The organism is Paenibacillus sp. FSL E2-0190 (assembly GCF_037992965.1).
Taxonomy (GTDB): Bacteria; Bacillota; Bacilli; order Paenibacillales; family Paenibacillaceae; genus Paenibacillus_AQ; species Paenibacillus_AQ odorifer.
On record NZ_CP150306.1, the window covers coordinates 134,450 to 148,980 of the forward strand.

Annotated in this window: 9 protein-coding genes, 10 tRNA genes, 3 rRNA genes and 1 other RNA gene; all 23 read left to right on the plus strand. The window is 47.7% G+C overall.

What is annotated here, in order from left to right:
• The 23 genes from NST25_RS00625 to ugpC all read left to right on the plus strand — a co-directional run bounded on the left by NST25_RS00625 (position 1) and on the right by ugpC (position 14,343).
• Complete coding sequence (locus tag NST25_RS00625) at positions 1 to 1,278, plus strand: radical SAM protein (RefSeq protein WP_038568079.1); 1,278 nt, start codon at positions 1 to 3, stop codon at positions 1,276 to 1,278.
• 121 nt (positions 1,279 to 1,399) lie between these two features.
• Positions 1,400 to 1,597 carry a 50S ribosomal protein L31 gene (rpmE, locus tag NST25_RS00630; RefSeq protein ID WP_036679927.1) on the plus strand — a complete coding sequence of 66 codons (198 nt, stop codon included), beginning with the start codon at positions 1,400 to 1,402 and terminating at the stop codon, positions 1,595 to 1,597.
• Positions 1,598 to 1,714: 117 nt separating this feature from the next.
• Positions 1,715 to 1,983: signal recognition particle sRNA large type (ffs, locus tag NST25_RS00635), an RNA gene on the plus strand.
• A 137-nt stretch (positions 1,984 to 2,120) separates the two neighbouring features.
• Complete coding sequence (gene dnaX / locus NST25_RS00640; protein ID WP_076303416.1) at positions 2,121 to 3,890, plus strand: DNA polymerase III subunit gamma/tau; 1,770 nt, start codon at positions 2,121 to 2,123, stop codon at positions 3,888 to 3,890.
• A 47-nt stretch (positions 3,891 to 3,937) separates the two neighbouring features.
• The gene (locus NST25_RS00645; RefSeq protein ID WP_036679924.1) at positions 3,938 to 4,249 is read left to right on the plus strand and encodes a YbaB/EbfC family nucleoid-associated protein; all 312 of its coding nucleotides are present in this window, start codon (positions 3,938 to 3,940) and stop codon (positions 4,247 to 4,249) included.
• 38 nt (positions 4,250 to 4,287) lie between these two features.
• Positions 4,288 to 4,887 (plus strand): recombination mediator RecR, encoded by a 600-nt coding sequence (recR, locus tag NST25_RS00650; RefSeq protein ID WP_036679922.1) that lies wholly within the window; start codon positions 4,288 to 4,290, stop codon positions 4,885 to 4,887.
• A 137-nt stretch (positions 4,888 to 5,024) separates the two neighbouring features.
• Positions 5,025 to 5,276 (plus strand): hypothetical protein, encoded by a 252-nt coding sequence (locus NST25_RS00655; RefSeq protein WP_340393187.1) that lies wholly within the window; start codon positions 5,025 to 5,027, stop codon positions 5,274 to 5,276.
• A gap of 33 nt (positions 5,277 to 5,309) precedes the next feature.
• Positions 5,310 to 5,576, plus strand: coding sequence for a pro-sigmaK processing inhibitor BofA family protein (locus NST25_RS00660; RefSeq protein WP_038568084.1), 267 nt, complete (start codon positions 5,310 to 5,312; stop codon positions 5,574 to 5,576).
• Positions 5,577 to 5,877: 301 nt separating this feature from the next.
• A 16S ribosomal RNA gene (locus NST25_RS00665) occupies positions 5,878 to 7,435 on the plus strand.
• 124 nt (positions 7,436 to 7,559) lie between these two features.
• Positions 7,560 to 7,676: ribosomal RNA gene (gene rrf, locus NST25_RS00670) — 5S ribosomal RNA — on the plus strand.
• Positions 7,677 to 7,722: 46 nt separating this feature from the next.
• A tRNA-Ile gene (locus NST25_RS00675) sits at positions 7,723 to 7,799 on the plus strand.
• Positions 7,800 to 7,823: 24 nt separating this feature from the next.
• Positions 7,824 to 7,899, plus strand: a tRNA-Ala gene (locus NST25_RS00680).
• A gap of 169 nt (positions 7,900 to 8,068) precedes the next feature.
• Positions 8,069 to 10,994: ribosomal RNA gene (locus NST25_RS00685) — 23S ribosomal RNA — on the plus strand.
• Together the 16S, 23S and 5S rRNA genes with 10 tRNA genes alongside form the textbook arrangement of a ribosomal RNA operon.
• Positions 10,995 to 11,076: 82 nt before the next feature.
• Positions 11,077 to 11,168: transfer RNA gene (locus NST25_RS00690), tRNA-Ser, on the plus strand.
• Between the two features lie 30 nt (positions 11,169 to 11,198).
• Positions 11,199 to 11,275: transfer RNA gene (locus tag NST25_RS00695), tRNA-Met, on the plus strand.
• Between the two features lie 8 nt (positions 11,276 to 11,283).
• Positions 11,284 to 11,359: transfer RNA gene (locus NST25_RS00700), tRNA-Val, on the plus strand.
• A 32-nt stretch (positions 11,360 to 11,391) separates the two neighbouring features.
• Positions 11,392 to 11,467: transfer RNA gene (locus NST25_RS00705), tRNA-Thr, on the plus strand.
• Positions 11,468 to 11,481: 14 nt separating this feature from the next.
• Positions 11,482 to 11,559 (plus strand) — tRNA-Asp (locus NST25_RS00710).
• 62 nt (positions 11,560 to 11,621) lie between these two features.
• Positions 11,622 to 11,694 (plus strand) — tRNA-Phe (locus NST25_RS00715).
• Between the two features lie 8 nt (positions 11,695 to 11,702).
• Positions 11,703 to 11,788 (plus strand) — tRNA-Tyr (locus NST25_RS00720).
• A gap of 5 nt (positions 11,789 to 11,793) precedes the next feature.
• Positions 11,794 to 11,866, plus strand: a tRNA-Lys gene (locus NST25_RS00725).
• A 149-nt stretch (positions 11,867 to 12,015) separates the two neighbouring features.
• The gene (locus NST25_RS00730; protein ID WP_076126824.1) at positions 12,016 to 13,110 is read left to right on the plus strand and encodes a helix-turn-helix domain-containing protein; all 1,095 of its coding nucleotides are present in this window, start codon (positions 12,016 to 12,018) and stop codon (positions 13,108 to 13,110) included.
• A gap of 111 nt (positions 13,111 to 13,221) precedes the next feature.
• Positions 13,222 to 14,343 (plus strand): sn-glycerol-3-phosphate ABC transporter ATP-binding protein UgpC, encoded by a 1,122-nt coding sequence (ugpC, locus tag NST25_RS00735; RefSeq protein WP_076126826.1) that lies wholly within the window; start codon positions 13,222 to 13,224, stop codon positions 14,341 to 14,343.
• Positions 14,344 to 14,531 lie beyond the last annotated feature (188 nt).

The following is a 14,531-nucleotide window of genomic DNA, read 5'->3' on the forward strand; positions in this document are numbered from 1 at the left end:
ATGTATTTGGTATATGCCGACGGGCAAGGAAACGTATATGATCATCCTGAACTGTACGGGCTAGCCCGTAGTGGGGATATGATTGTTGAAATGCTGGAGGAAGAATTAATTCCATTACCAGAAGGTGCTACGCTCGTGGGCTTGCCTAGTACACGTGCTGTGGGTATGAACCCTGAGACGGGTGAAATGATGTCTTTGCCGGAAGGCTCGCAGGCTGTCGGAGCGCTGCTGCCGCAAGGCTACACTCGTCTATGTCTTCCTGGTTATGTGAAGACAGATAAGTCTTATAAGCTTCCTCTGTTTGGGTATTCGGCTGTAGTGTGGAAGGATGGCGGGTTCTATGTTGCGGCAGACCCTACCGATAATCCAGAGAAATGGAATCCACTTAATTGTGACAAAGAAGATCTTGAAGTCAGTGTTGGTGAGATGACAGCCAAATATCCTGATAACCGCCTCTATGAGCATCTTTCTAACTGTGCGCTTGGCTATGAATGCCTGACTTCCTCCAATACCTTTTTAGGGCGTTGGGAGGGCGGTGTACCCGTCTCTTATTCATGTAATGCTGGATGTTTTGGCTGTATTTCTGAGCAACCTGATGATAGCGGCTTTGTATCTCCGCAGACTCGGATGAATTTCCGGCCTACGGTCAACGAAATTTCACAAGTTATGTTGGAGCATTTAAAGACGCCTGAATCGATTATCAGCTTTGGACAAGGCTGTGAAGGGGAACCTTCCACGCAGGCAAAACTTATTATAGAAGCTATTCGTGAAGTGCGCTCGATTACTGATATGGGCTATATCAATATCAACACCAATGCGGGATTAAGCGATCATATGCGAGGAATCGTTGATGCTGGGCTCGATTTGATGCGTGTCAGCACAATCAGTGCCCTTGATGACCATTATAATGCTTATTACAAACCACGCGGTTATACATTGGCCAATGTAGAAAAATCTTTGAAATACGCTGCTTCGCAGGGGGTTTACACATCGATCAATTATCTGATCTTCCCTGGAGTGACTGATCGCGAAGAAGAGATTGAAGCGATGCTGGAGTTTGTAAGACGTACTGATCTTAAGCTTATTCAGATGCGCAATCTAAACATTGACCCGGAGAGTTATTTAGAGTTGATTCCTCCTGCCCAGGGTGAAATACTTGGGATGAAGACGATGCTTGATATTTTCCGCGATGAACTGCCGGATGTAGTTATAGGCTCTTATACACATGTGCCACCAGCAGATATGGCGCGGGCTAAGCGGCGGGGAATCAATATTTAAGCAGCTAAAATGTAAAAATGAAACATATTGCCCAATTTGATATTTCGTGCTAAAATACCACAGTGTAATCATATAACTCTGGGTCCGCATGAGGCTTAGGGCATGAGAGGTGAAATTCAAAATGCAAGAAGCAATTCAACCAAAGTATAATGTAACTAAGGTAACCTGCGCATGTGGCAACACTTTCGAAGCTGGCTCTGTTAAACAAGAGCTTCGTGTCGAAATTTGCTCCAACTGCCATCCGTTCTTCACTGGCAAGCAGAAGTTCTTGGATGCCGGCGGTCGCGTTGATAAATTTAAGAAGAAATATGGTATCTAATTTGAACAGTCGCTTTGCGGCTTAACGGTTAGATTGAGCCCCCAGCTGTATAGCTGAGGGGCTCATTTTATGTCTTGGAGTTGATTTTTGTCCGAGCGTGAGCTATACTTATCTTCGCCGTGCTAGACGGGGAGGTAGCGGTGCCCTGTAACTCGCAATCCGCTGTAGCGAGGTTGAATTCCTGTTAGAGGTGCTATCGATGTGAGGCCTTGGTTCCTACGGGCTGTGTTGACAGTTGGGTCCTCCGCAATGAGTGCTTATGAACCTGGTCAGGTCCGGAAGGAAGCAGCCATAAGTAAGATTACTCTTGTGCCGGAGGGTGGCCTAACTCGAGCAGTCATGTAGGGTTGCCGCTTGGATCGTAGCCATCAATAACAGGTGCACGGTTTATAATTCTGTTTATCATAGCATCTTTGCCACAAGCAAAGATGCTTTTTGTTTTTGGTCAATAGCCGATGAATATAGTATAATAAATTTGCGACAAATGCCGGGAAAGCGGCAGCTTAAGAGAGGGTAATGCATAGTGGAACATATCGCGCTGTACCGTGCTTGGCGGCCGCAGTCGTTTCAAGACATGGTTGGACAACAGCACATTATCCAAACGCTGCAGAACGCAATTCGTGAACAGCGGGTTTCGCATGCCTATCTGTTCAGCGGTCCGCGGGGAACTGGTAAGACAAGTGCTGCTAAAGTCTTAGCTAAAGCGGTTAACTGTGAACGTGGGCCAGGTCCGGAACCTTGTAACGAATGTCCATCCTGCCTGCGAATCGCTGCGGGTAATGTAATGGATGTGCAGGAAATAGATGCGGCATCAAACCGGGGCGTAGAGGAGATCCGTGATCTGCGTGAGAAGGTGAAGTATGCACCTACCGAGGTGCGCCGTAAAGTGTATATCATTGATGAAGTGCATATGCTGACGACAGAAGCTTTTAATGCTCTATTAAAGACTTTGGAGGAACCGCCGTCACATGCGATGTTTATTCTTGCGACAACGGAACCTCACAAATTGCCGGCGACAATAATTTCCCGTTGTCAGCGTTTTGACTTCCGTAGAGTGGCGTTAGAAGAACAGACCGCCCATCTGACTGCTATTTGTGAGAAGGAAGGGATTACAGCGGATAACAACGCATTGCAGTATATTGCCCGTCTATCTGATGGTGGTATGCGTGATGCATTGAGCTTGCTGGATCAGATTTCATCCTTTACAGATGGTAATGTTACGTACGAGCAAGTGTTAGGAATGACAGGGGGAATTCCCTCCGAGCAATTTGCACGTCTTGCCACTGCCATATTAGAAGGTGATATGGGTCTTCTTCTGGAGCTCGTTGAGCAGCTTATGCATGAAGGTAAAAGTGCAGATAAATGCCTAGAGAATCTCATGTATTATTTCCGTGATTTATTGATGATTAAGATGGTACCCGAGGCCGATCAATTAACAGAGCGGGTGCTGAATCCTGCTGAATTTAAAGATATGGCCACCGCATTTTCTCGGGAGCGTCTATTTCAGATTGTAGATACAATCAATAAATACCTAGGTGAAATGAAATACGCAACACATCCTCAGACACTGTTTGAAGTGGCGCTGATGAAGCTTTGCAGCTTGCAGCAAGAGGTAAGTCAGAGCGCCGCATTTGCTCCGTTAGGTGAAAAAAATGCCGGAGTAAGCGCGAATCATTCGAGCGTTGACTCTGGTGAACTGGATCTTCTCAAAAGACAGATCGCAGCACTGGAGAAGAAGCTGGAACAGGCAATGCAATCCGGTGGTATTTCCGGAGGAGGGCGTGATGGTGCTCCTGCACCGAAATCGCACGCGGTTCCAACACCGCGGGTTTCTTCAGCCTCCAAAATGCCTCCTAACGTAGATAAGTTTATTGCTGGTAAGGATAGTCCCGATTTTGCAGCTATCTATAAACAGTGGAGCCTTGTTCTGCAGGGAGTAAAAGAGGAAAAGGTAACGGTTCATGCATGGTTTGTAGACGGTGAGCCAGTATCGATTATGGAGGATGCGGTGCTTGTTGCATTCAAGAACACGATTCACCGCGATACTACTGAGAAGCCGGCAAACAGACAGGTTATTGAGAGTGTGCTTGCAGCGCGTCTAGGCAAACCTTATAGACTTGTAACCATGATGCTTCGTGACTGGAATGAAGCTGCCCAGAAGTCTGTGGGACAGACTGGCAAAGAAGAACTGCAATTGGAGCATGAACACGATACTGCAGAAGCTAAACCTGAACCTTGGATTGATGAGGCTATCCAGCTTTTTGGAGAAGACCTTGTTGTCATAAAAGAGTAATATAAACATACTAGCGCTAATTGCGCATTCCAAAGGAGAGACGATGTATGAATAATATGAACCAAATGATGAAGCAAGTTAAGAAAATGCAGGAGCAAATGCTTAAAGCTCAAGAGGAACTCGGAGGCAAGGTTATTGAGGGTTCATCAGGTGGCGGCGTAGTTACTGTTCAAGTAAACGGCCACAAAAAATTGCTGTCTATTCAAATTAAACCGGAAGCCGTTGATCCGGAAGATGTTGAAATGCTGCAAGATCTTGTAATCACTGCTGTAAATGATGCATTGACTCAAGCTGAAGAGCTTGCTAACAATGACATGGGTAAATTCACTGGTGGAATGAAGATCCCAGGCTTGTTCTAATAGCCCACTCCACTTCAGTCTAAAGGAGAATTATTAATTTGTATTATCCCGAACCGCTAGCTAAGCTGATCGATGCTTTTACGCGTTTGCCCGGGATTGGACCGAAGACAGCCGCCCGGTTAGCTTTTCATGTGCTTAACATGAAAGAGGATGAAGTCATTGATTTTGCAAAAGCGCTAGTAAGCGTCAAACGCAATCTTCACTATTGCTCGGTCTGCTGTAATATTACGGATACGGACCCATGTAAGATATGTCAGGACAAAACTAGAGATCCTTCAGTGATATGTGTGATTCAAGACTCTAAGGATTTGGTGGCTATAGAACGAACCAAGGAGTTTAATGGATATTACCATGTTCTTCAGGGCGCTATTTCACCTATGGAGGGTATCGGCCCTGATGATATTCGCTTGAAAGAATTATTAACCCGTCTGAGTGATGAGAGAGTAAGCGAGCTTATTATGGCGACTAACCCCAATATTGAGGGTGAAGCAACGGCGATGTACATTTCTCGTCTTGTTCGGCCGTTTGAGATTAAAATCACCAGGATAGCTCATGGCTTGCCTGTAGGTGGCGATCTTGAATACGCTGATGAAGTTACTTTGTCCAAAGCGTTGGAAGGCCGTCGCGAGCTATTCTAGCAGCTCTATAGTGGTATTTTTCAAAAAGGAAGCCCTCGGGTTTCCTTTTTTTTGTTCTAAGTTTGTCCCTATCCCGATATGAATGAGAATAACGAGATGTGTATTTTGCATCAAAATTATTCTGAGGAGGAATTGAAATGGGATGGTGGAGAGAGCTGTGGTGGGGAGTGGATAAGGAACAAGGCGAAAAGGAAAGTGAGGGATGGGAAACCCTCTTAGAGGTCCGTAAGGCGCATTCAGAGTGGAAGAGGGCGTACTTGATGTTCGACGAGGCGTTGGGACAGGATCAGATAGATTACGCGATATATATTTTGGAGGCTGCAGAACGTAAATATCAGATACATCTCAAACATGCAAAAAGCTTGGGGTTGAACAGCAGTCAAATATAAGGGCTTATAAATAAATGTATAAGGGGGATCTACATGCTTAGAATGATAGCTATGGGCGTATTGATATTATCCGTTATCTTATTAGGTTTAGTTGTATTTAGAAAAAAGCTGGGTTTTGGGTGGCTAAGTTTATTTGGGGTTCATTTGGTATTGGCTGCACTCGGGATATATGTAGTGAACTTCTCAGGTTTGCTCACGCAGGTGTATATCCCTTTGAACCCTGCAACTATAGGCGCAGTAACGGTTCTTGGGCTTCCTGGCGTGGTTATGTTACTCGGATTAAGAATAATTTTATTTTAATGCTTGACGTGGCTTTGAAAAATATGATACATTAAGTCTCGCCCGTTTGGACAAGCTGTTGATTAACAACTTGCTGAAATGGTCAAGCAAAAAAAGAAATTAAAAAAATGCTTGACGAAAACAAAGGCGCTGTGATATATTATAAAGGTCGCTGCTGACAAGCAACGACGACGAAAGATGAGACATTGATCTTTGAAAACTGAACAACGAGTGAGTGGGAAATCACGTAAGTGAAATCCAAATTAGAGAATTAATTTTCTCGCCAGATGTTTCAAAATGAGCATATCGCTCTTTTCAATACTAATTGGAGAGTTTGATCCTGGCTCAGGACGAACGCTGGCGGCGTGCCTAATACATGCAAGTCGAGCGGAGTTACTTTGAAAGCTTGCTTTCAAAGTAACTTAGCGGCGGACGGGTGAGTAACACGTAGGCAACCTGCCCTTCAGACTGGGATAACTACCGGAAACGGTAGCTAATACCGGATAATTTCTTTTTTCTCCTGAGAGAAGAATGAAAGACGGAGCAATCTGTCACTGAGGGATGGGCCTGCGGCGCATTAGCTAGTTGGTGGGGTAACGGCCCACCAAGGCGACGATGCGTAGCCGACCTGAGAGGGTGAACGGCCACACTGGGACTGAGACACGGCCCAGACTCCTACGGGAGGCAGCAGTAGGGAATCTTCCGCAATGGGCGAAAGCCTGACGGAGCAACGCCGCGTGAGTGATGAAGGTTTTCGGATCGTAAAGCTCTGTTGCCAGGGAAGAACGTCCGGTAGAGTAACTGCTACCGGAGTGACGGTACCTGAGAAGAAAGCCCCGGCTAACTACGTGCCAGCAGCCGCGGTAATACGTAGGGGGCAAGCGTTGTCCGGAATTATTGGGCGTAAAGCGCGCGCAGGCGGCTATTTAAGTCTGGTGTTTAAACCTTGGGCTCAACCTGAGGTCGCACTGGAAACTGGGTGGCTTGAGTACAGAAGAGGAAAGTGGAATTCCACGTGTAGCGGTGAAATGCGTAGATATGTGGAGGAACACCAGTGGCGAAGGCGACTTTCTGGGCTGTAACTGACGCTGAGGCGCGAAAGCGTGGGGAGCAAACAGGATTAGATACCCTGGTAGTCCACGCCGTAAACGATGAGTGCTAGGTGTTAGGGGTTTCGATACCCTTGGTGCCGAAGTTAACACAGTAAGCACTCCGCCTGGGGAGTACGGTCGCAAGACTGAAACTCAAAGGAATTGACGGGGACCCGCACAAGCAGTGGAGTATGTGGTTTAATTCGAAGCAACGCGAAGAACCTTACCAGGTCTTGACATCCCTCTGAATCTGCTAGAGATAGCAGCGGCCTTCGGGACAGAGGAGACAGGTGGTGCATGGTTGTCGTCAGCTCGTGTCGTGAGATGTTGGGTTAAGTCCCGCAACGAGCGCAACCCTTAACTTTAGTTGCCAGCAGGTAATGCTGGGCACTCTAGAGTGACTGCCGGTGACAAACCGGAGGAAGGTGGGGATGACGTCAAATCATCATGCCCCTTATGACCTGGGCTACACACGTACTACAATGGCCGGTACAACGGGAAGCGAAGCCGCGAGGTGGAGCCAATCCCATCAAAGCCGGTCTCAGTTCGGATTGCAGGCTGCAACTCGCCTGCATGAAGTCGGAATTGCTAGTAATCGCGGATCAGCATGCCGCGGTGAATACGTTCCCGGGTCTTGTACACACCGCCCGTCACACCACGAGAGTTTACAACACCCGAAGTCGGTGGGGTAACCCGCAAGGGAGCCAGCCGCCGAAGGTGGGGTAGATGATTGGGGTGAAGTCGTAACAAGGTAGCCGTATCGGAAGGTGCGGCTGGATCACCTCCTTTCTATGGAGAATCGTTCTCTGCAATGAGAACATTCAAATCGGAAGTTTAACTTCCACAATAGAACCTTCGGGTTCGAACACTCACTCGTGTTCAGTTTTGAAAGAGCAAGTCTCTTTCGTATGCGTTTGGTGGCGATAGCGGAGGGGTTCCACACGTACCCATCCCGAACACGACCGTTAAGCCCTCCAGCGCCGATGGTACTTGGACCGAAGGGTCCTGGGAGAGTAGGACGTTGCCAAGCGGACAACCAATTCATTGGTTGATTCACAATGTTATATATGTTATATGGGCTTTTAGCTCAGTTGGTTAGAGCGCACCTCTGATAAGGGTGAGGTCGGTGGTTCGAGTCCACCAAGGCCCACCATATAACATTATAGAGTAATTTTATGGGGCCATAGCTCAGCTGGGAGAGCGCCTGCCTTGCAAGCAGGAGGTCAGCGGTTCGATCCCGCTTGGCTCCACCATAAATTTTTAAATGAATAACTTTTTCAACTTGATCCTTGAAAACTGGATACCGAAACGAATTTGCGTTTTAGAACATCTTTTAGCAACTTGTGCAAACAAGTAAATGTTATTAGTGAGATGATTCCAAAGAGAATGTCATCGTATGATATTTTCCTGCGGAAAAATCAAGGTTAAGCTAATAAGAGCACACGGAGGATGCCTAGGCGCCAGGAGCCGACGAAGGACGTGGCGAACAACGAAACTGCCTCGGGGAGCTGTAAGCAAGCTTTGATCCGGGGGTGTCCGAATGGGGAAACCCAGCTGTGGTAATTCGCAGTTACTCATTTCTGAATACATAGGAAATGTAGAGGCAGACCAGGGGAACTGAAACATCTAAGTACCCTGAGGAAGAGAAAACAATAGTGATTCCGTCAGTAGCGGCGAGCGAACGCGGAACAGCCTAAACCTAAGAGCTTGCTCTTAGGGGTTGTGGGACGTCTCACATGGAGTTACAAAGGAATATGGTAGGTGAAGAGGTCTGGAAAGGCCCGCGATAGAGGTAAAAGCCCTGTAACCTAAACTGTGTTCTCTCCGAGACGGATCCCGAGTAGTGCGGGGCACGTGAAACCCCGTATGAATCCAGCAGGACCATCTGCTAAGGCTAAATACTACCTGGCGACCGATAGTGAAACAGTACCGTGAGGGAAAGGTGAAAAGCACCCCGGAAGGGGAGTGAAATAGAACCTGAAACCGTGTGCTTACAAAAAGTCAGAGCCCGATCTATGGGTGATGGCGTGCCTTTTGTAGAATGAACCGGCGAGTTACGTTTAACATGCAAGGTTAAGCCGAGAAGGTGGAGCCGCAGCGAAAGCGAGTCTGAATAGGGCGAATTAGTATGTGGACGTAGACCCGAAACCGTGTGATCTACCCCTGTCCAGGGTGAAGGTGCGGTAACACGCACTGGAGGCCCGAACCCACGTACGTTGAAAAGTGCGGGGATGAGGTGGGGGTAGCGGAGAAATTCCAATCGAACTCGGAGATAGCTGGTTCTCCCCGAAATAGCTTTAGGGCTAGCCTCGGTATAAGAGTAGTGGAGGTAGAGCACTGATTGGGTGCGGGGTCCGCAAGGATTACCAAGCTCAGTCAAACTCCGAATGCCATATACTTATTGCCGGGAGTCAGACAGTGAGTGCTAAGATCCATTGTCAAAAGGGAAACAGCCCAGACCATCAGCTAAGGTCCCCAAGTGTGTGTTAAGTGGGAAAGGATGTGGAGTTGCACAGACAACCAGGATGTTGGCTTAGAAGCAGCCACCATTGAAAGAGTGCGTAATAGCTCACTGGTCGAGTGACTCTGCGCCGAAAATGTAACGGGGCTAAACACACCACCGAAGCTATGGCTAGATACTATGTATCTGGGGTAGGGGAGCGTTGTGTAGGGGTTGAAGGTGTACTGAAAAGAGCGCTGGACACTACACAAGTGAGAATGCCGGTATGAGTAACGAAAAGATCAGTGAGAATCTGATCCGCCGAAAGCCCAAGGTTTCCTGAGGAAGGCTCGTCCGCTCAGGGTAAGTCGGGACCTAAGGCGAGGCCGAAAGGCGTAGTCGAAGGACAACAGTTTGAAATTACTGTACCACCGTAATCCGCTATGAGCGATGGGGTGACGCAGGAGGGTAGTGACGCGGACTGATGGATGTCCGTCTAAGCAGTGAGGCTGATGTGTAGGCAAATCCGCACATCATTAAGGCTGGGCTGTGATGGGGAGCGAAAATTATAGTAGCGAAGGTCATGATCTCACACTGCCAAGAAAAGCCTCTAGCCAGGAGAAGGTGCCCGTACCGCAAACCGACACAGGTAGGCGAGAAGAGAATTCTAAGGCGCGCGGAAGAACTCTCGTTAAGGAACTCGGCAAAATGACCCCGTAACTTCGGGAGAAGGGGTGCCCCGGTAGTGTGAATAGCACGAGGGGGCCGCAGTGAAAAGGCCCAAGCGACTGTTTAGCAAAAACACAGGTCTGTGCGAAGCCGCAAGGCGAAGTATACGGGCTGACGCCTGCCCGGTGCTGGAAGGTTAAGGGGAGTGGTTAGGGGTAACCCGAAGCTATGAACCGAAGCCCCAGTAAACGGCGGCCGTAACTATAACGGTCCTAAGGTAGCGAAATTCCTTGTCAGGTAAATTCTGACCCGCACGAATGGCGTAACGACTTGGGCGCTGTCTCAACGAGAGATCCGGTGAAATTTTAATACCTGTGAAGATGCAGGTTACCCGCGACAAGACGGAAAGACCCCATGGAGCTTTACTGCAGCTTGATATTGAATTTGGGTACGATCTGTACAGGATAGGTGGGAGCCGTAGAAATCGGAGCGCAAGCTTCGGTGGAGGCGCCGTTGGGATACCACCCTGATCGTATCTAGGTTCTAACCTAGTACCCTTACCGGGTACGGGGACCGTGTCAGGCGGGCAGTTTGACTGGGGCGGTCGCCTCCTAAAGAGTAACGGAGGCGTTCCAAGGTTCCCTCAGAATGGTTGGAAATCATTCGCAGAGTGCAAAGGCATAAGGGAGCTTGACTGCGAGACCTACAAGTCGAGCAGGGACGAAAGTCGGACTTAGTGATCCGGTGGTACCGCATGGAAGGGCCATCGCTCAACGGATAAAAGCTACCCTGGGGATAACAGGCTTATCTCCCCCAAGAGTCCACATCGACGGGGAGGTTTGGCACCTCGATGTCGGCTCATCGCATCCTGGGGCTGAAGTAGGTCCCAAGGGTTGGGCTGTTCGCCCATTAAAGCGGTACGCGAGCTGGGTTCAGAACGTCGTGAGACAGTTCGGTCCCTATCTGTCGTGGGCGCAGGAAATTTGAGAGGAGCTGTCCTTAGTACGAGAGGACCGGGATGGACGTACCGCTGGTGCACCAGTTGTTCCGCCAGGAGCATGGCTGGGTAGCTACGTACGGACGGGATAAGCGCTGAAAGCATCTAAGCGTGAAGCCCCCCTCAAGATGAGATTTCCCAATTAGTAAGACCCCTTGAAGACGACGAGGTAGATAGGTTGGAGGTGGAAGTGCAGCAATGCATGGAGCTGACCAATACTAATCGGTCGAGGGCTTATCCTATACGTAGGATGCAAATTCGTTTCGGATTCAGTTTTCAGGGAGTCAAATTCCTGTTTGGATTGCTGTGGTACTGATATCGTTTGGAGAGATACCCAAGTGGCTATAAGGGGACCCTCTGCTAAGGGGTTAGACTGCGTAAGCGGTGCGTGGGTTCGAATCCCACTCTCTCCGCCATTTTCAATCCATAGCAATACTAATTATTGTGGCGGTGTAGCTCAGCTGGCTAGAGCGTACGGTTCATACCCGTGAGGTCGGGGGTTCGATCCCCTTCGCCGCTACCATAATACCTGGAGGCTTAGCTCAGCTGGGAGAGCATCTGCCTTACAAGCAGAGGGTCGGGGGTTCGATCCCCTCAGCCTCCACCATTTTCATCTTTTTAGAATTGCTTTTACACCGTGCCGGTGTAGCTCAACTGGTAGAGCAACTGACTTGTAATCAGTAGGTTGGGGGTTCAAGTCCTCTCGCCGGCACCATTTTTAATTAATGCGGAACCGTGGTGTAGTTGGCCTAACATGCCTGCCTGTCACGCAGGAGACCGCGGGTTCGAATCCCGTCGGTTCCGCCATTTTTTCCACAAAATGAGTGGGAAGTGTAAGACTTTTCCGCTTAATTGTCATGTAATCTTATGGCTCGGTAGCTCAGTCGGTAGAGCAGAGGACTGAAAATCCTCGTGTCGGCGGTTCGATTCCGTCCCGAGCCACCTTTTTTGGGGGATTAGCGAAGTGGCCAAACGCATCAGACTGTAAATCTGCTCACGTACGTGTTCGGTGGTTCGAATCCATCATCCCCCACCATTTATGAGCCATTAGCTCAGTTGGTAGAGCACCTGACTTTTAATCAGGGTGTCGAAGGTTCGAGTCCTTCATGGCTCATCCCAAACAGAAAGTCATCACCTTAGGGTGGTGGCTTTTTTTGTGTTTTTATGTCGTATTATAGTAGCGCGCTGCTGCAGTGATTAACATAATATTAGAGAATATGCTAAAATAGGCGAAAAGAGCAAAAGTGGTGGAGTATGGTGACTATGGATAGCGAAACATTGCGAAAAAAGTTAGAGCAGCTCACCGGAAAGAAAACCGGAATCAAGCAGTTAGGGAGGCAACATTCAGCTTCTCTTTTTAGCCTGGGATTGGAAGCACAAGAACAGCCGGTAATCCATGAAGGTCATCTTTGGGCACCATTATATGAGACTGATGGACGTGTAACCGCTGTCTGGGTGGAATTGGATGGACTTAACTCTTTGGAAATACAATTAGTGAATTATGCAGTTCGAAACTTTGCAATTGCACTAAAAGCTACTGGGGTTAGAGAAGAAGGGGAAGCGGAGGCTCGGCAGCTGGGTACCTGGTTGAACACCGAACTGGAGCAAGAGAAAAATGACTCTGAGATACCCGATGAGATGGCTCTAAAGGGACGTTTATTCGGAGATATGGTTCCATTCCTACTTAGCAGTGAGAATGCACATAGCCCGCAGATCACTTATCGTTCCTTAATGAAGCTGCTGCGCAGCTATTTTGAGAATGAAATTCTGCTTATACCTCTTCAAGAAAAAGAATGGTTAATATTGGCCCGGAAGGAACTACTCACGGGCGGAGATGATAAGGATGAGGAAGAAGAGAGTGTAGATGAAATTCTGGCTCAGACCAGTATGGGTTTACACGAACTGATAGCCAGCGAATGGGTAGGTGTATTCCATTTGGCTGTAGCTCCGGCTATAGTCCCTGTTAAGGGATTGACGGGATCCGTGGCCTTGCTGAGGGAGACCATTGTACTCGGACGTATTTTCCAAGTGGGTGAATATATTCATTTACCTTGGGAGCTGCATTTGGAACGTTTGGTTAACAGCATTCCTGATGCACGGCGTAAACAGTTACTTGGACAGATTGGCGACTATTCTACCGTATTATCGGATAAAGAGATGCTGATGACCCTGGAGACGTTTTTTGAGATGGATTGTAATGTAAGTGAAACAGCCAAGAAGTTATATATTCATCGCAACACGCTTTTATACCGTCTGGACAAGATAAAACAGGAGACGGGTGCCGATGTGCGTAGCTTTGGGGACGCTGCTATTGTGAAGCTTACTATGCTTTTGTATAAAGTGACGAAAAGGAAATAGGTTTTTTGTGAACGTTACAAATAGCCACCGTGTCCCGTCTAGGGTAATATAAATGTACAAGGAAAAAAGAATTTTTCAATTAATCAATAATTAACTCGAGGGGGAAATACAATGGCAGGCGTACGTTTAGAGCATATTTTCAAAAAATACCCGGGTTCAGATAAAGCAACAGTAATGGATATCAATCTTGATATTAAAGATAAGGAATTTCTAGTATTGGTTGGACCATCCGGTTGCGGTAAATCCACAACTTTGCGTATGATCGCTGGTCTGGAAGAAATCTCCGAAGGTAAAATGTACATTGGCGATCGTGTAGTCAACGACGTTGCACCTAAAGACCGCGATATCGCGATGGTATTCCAATCCTACGCCCTGTATCCGCATATGAGCGTATACCAAAACATGGCTTTCGGTTTGAAACTTCGTAAAGTGAAAAAAGATGAAATCGACAAGAAAGTACGTGAAGCTGCTAGAATTCTCGATATCGAGCATTTGCTAGATCGTAAACCAAAAGCACTTTCCGGTGGTCAACGCCAACGTGTCGCTTTGGGACGCGCTATCGTACGTGATCCACAAGTCTTCTTGATGGATGAGCCTCTTTCCAACTTGGATGCTAAACTTCGTGGTCAAATGCGCGCTGAAATCACTAAACTGGTTAAACGCCTTGAAACCACTTGTATCTACGTAACGCATGACCAAACAGAAGCTATGACAATGGGTGACCGTATCGTAGTTATGTATGATGGTATCATTCAACAAGCTGCTTCCCCTGAAGAGTTGTACAATGAACCAACTAACCTGTTCGTAGCTGGATTTATCGGATCCCCTACAATGAACTTTATCAATGGTACTTTGTCCGAAGCAAACGGTTCTATCCGTTTCCGCGCTGAGAACCTTGATGTTGAAGTACCAGGCGGAAAAGCTCAAATCATCCGCAGCAAAGGCTACATTGGCAAAGAAGTAATTATGGGCGTTCGTCCAGAAGATATCCATGAAGAGCCAGTATTCTTGGAAGCTTCCCCGAACACAATCTTTACTTCATTGGTTGATGTAACTGAAAACCTTGGTCACGAAATGCTCCTTTACTTGAGCGGCCTTGGTAAATCTACTGTAATCGCTCGTGTAGATGGACGTTCCACTACTCGCGAAGGCAGCAAGCCAAAATTGGCTATCGATATGAACAAAGTTCACTTCTTCGATAAAGAATCCGAAGTTAACATTCTGTTGGGATAAGATCGCAGGATCTTTTCTCTCTTGATAAAGCCACCCGAAAGGGTGGCTTTATTGTTTAATTAGGGTCGTAATGGATAGGCGTTAAGATTGCATTCACAAGCGTTATCAATTAAGATAGCAGGAGAATTACCTCCGGAATTGTAATGAGATCGCTGTCAACCGGACGCAGTAAGCGGACATATACCGCA

Bases quoted from the DNA above. Each gene is read 5' to 3' on its own strand.
- NST25_RS00625 (WP_038568079.1), top strand. From the start codon at position 1: ATGTATTTGGTATATGCCGACGGGCAAGGAAACGTATATGATCATCCT.
- rpmE (WP_036679927.1), top strand. From the start codon at position 1,400: ATGCAAGAAGCAATTCAACCAAAGTATAATGTAACTAAGGTAACCTGC.
- NST25_RS00645 (WP_036679924.1), top strand. From the start codon at position 3,938: ATGAATAATATGAACCAAATGATGAAGCAAGTTAAGAAAATGCAGGAG.
- NST25_RS00655 (WP_340393187.1), top strand. From the start codon at position 5,025: ATGGGATGGTGGAGAGAGCTGTGGTGGGGAGTGGATAAGGAACAAGGC.
- NST25_RS00660 (WP_038568084.1), top strand. From the start codon at position 5,310: ATGCTTAGAATGATAGCTATGGGCGTATTGATATTATCCGTTATCTTA.
- NST25_RS00730 (WP_076126824.1), top strand. From the start codon at position 12,016: ATGGATAGCGAAACATTGCGAAAAAAGTTAGAGCAGCTCACCGGAAAG.
- ugpC (WP_076126826.1), top strand. From the start codon at position 13,222: ATGGCAGGCGTACGTTTAGAGCATATTTTCAAAAAATACCCGGGTTCA.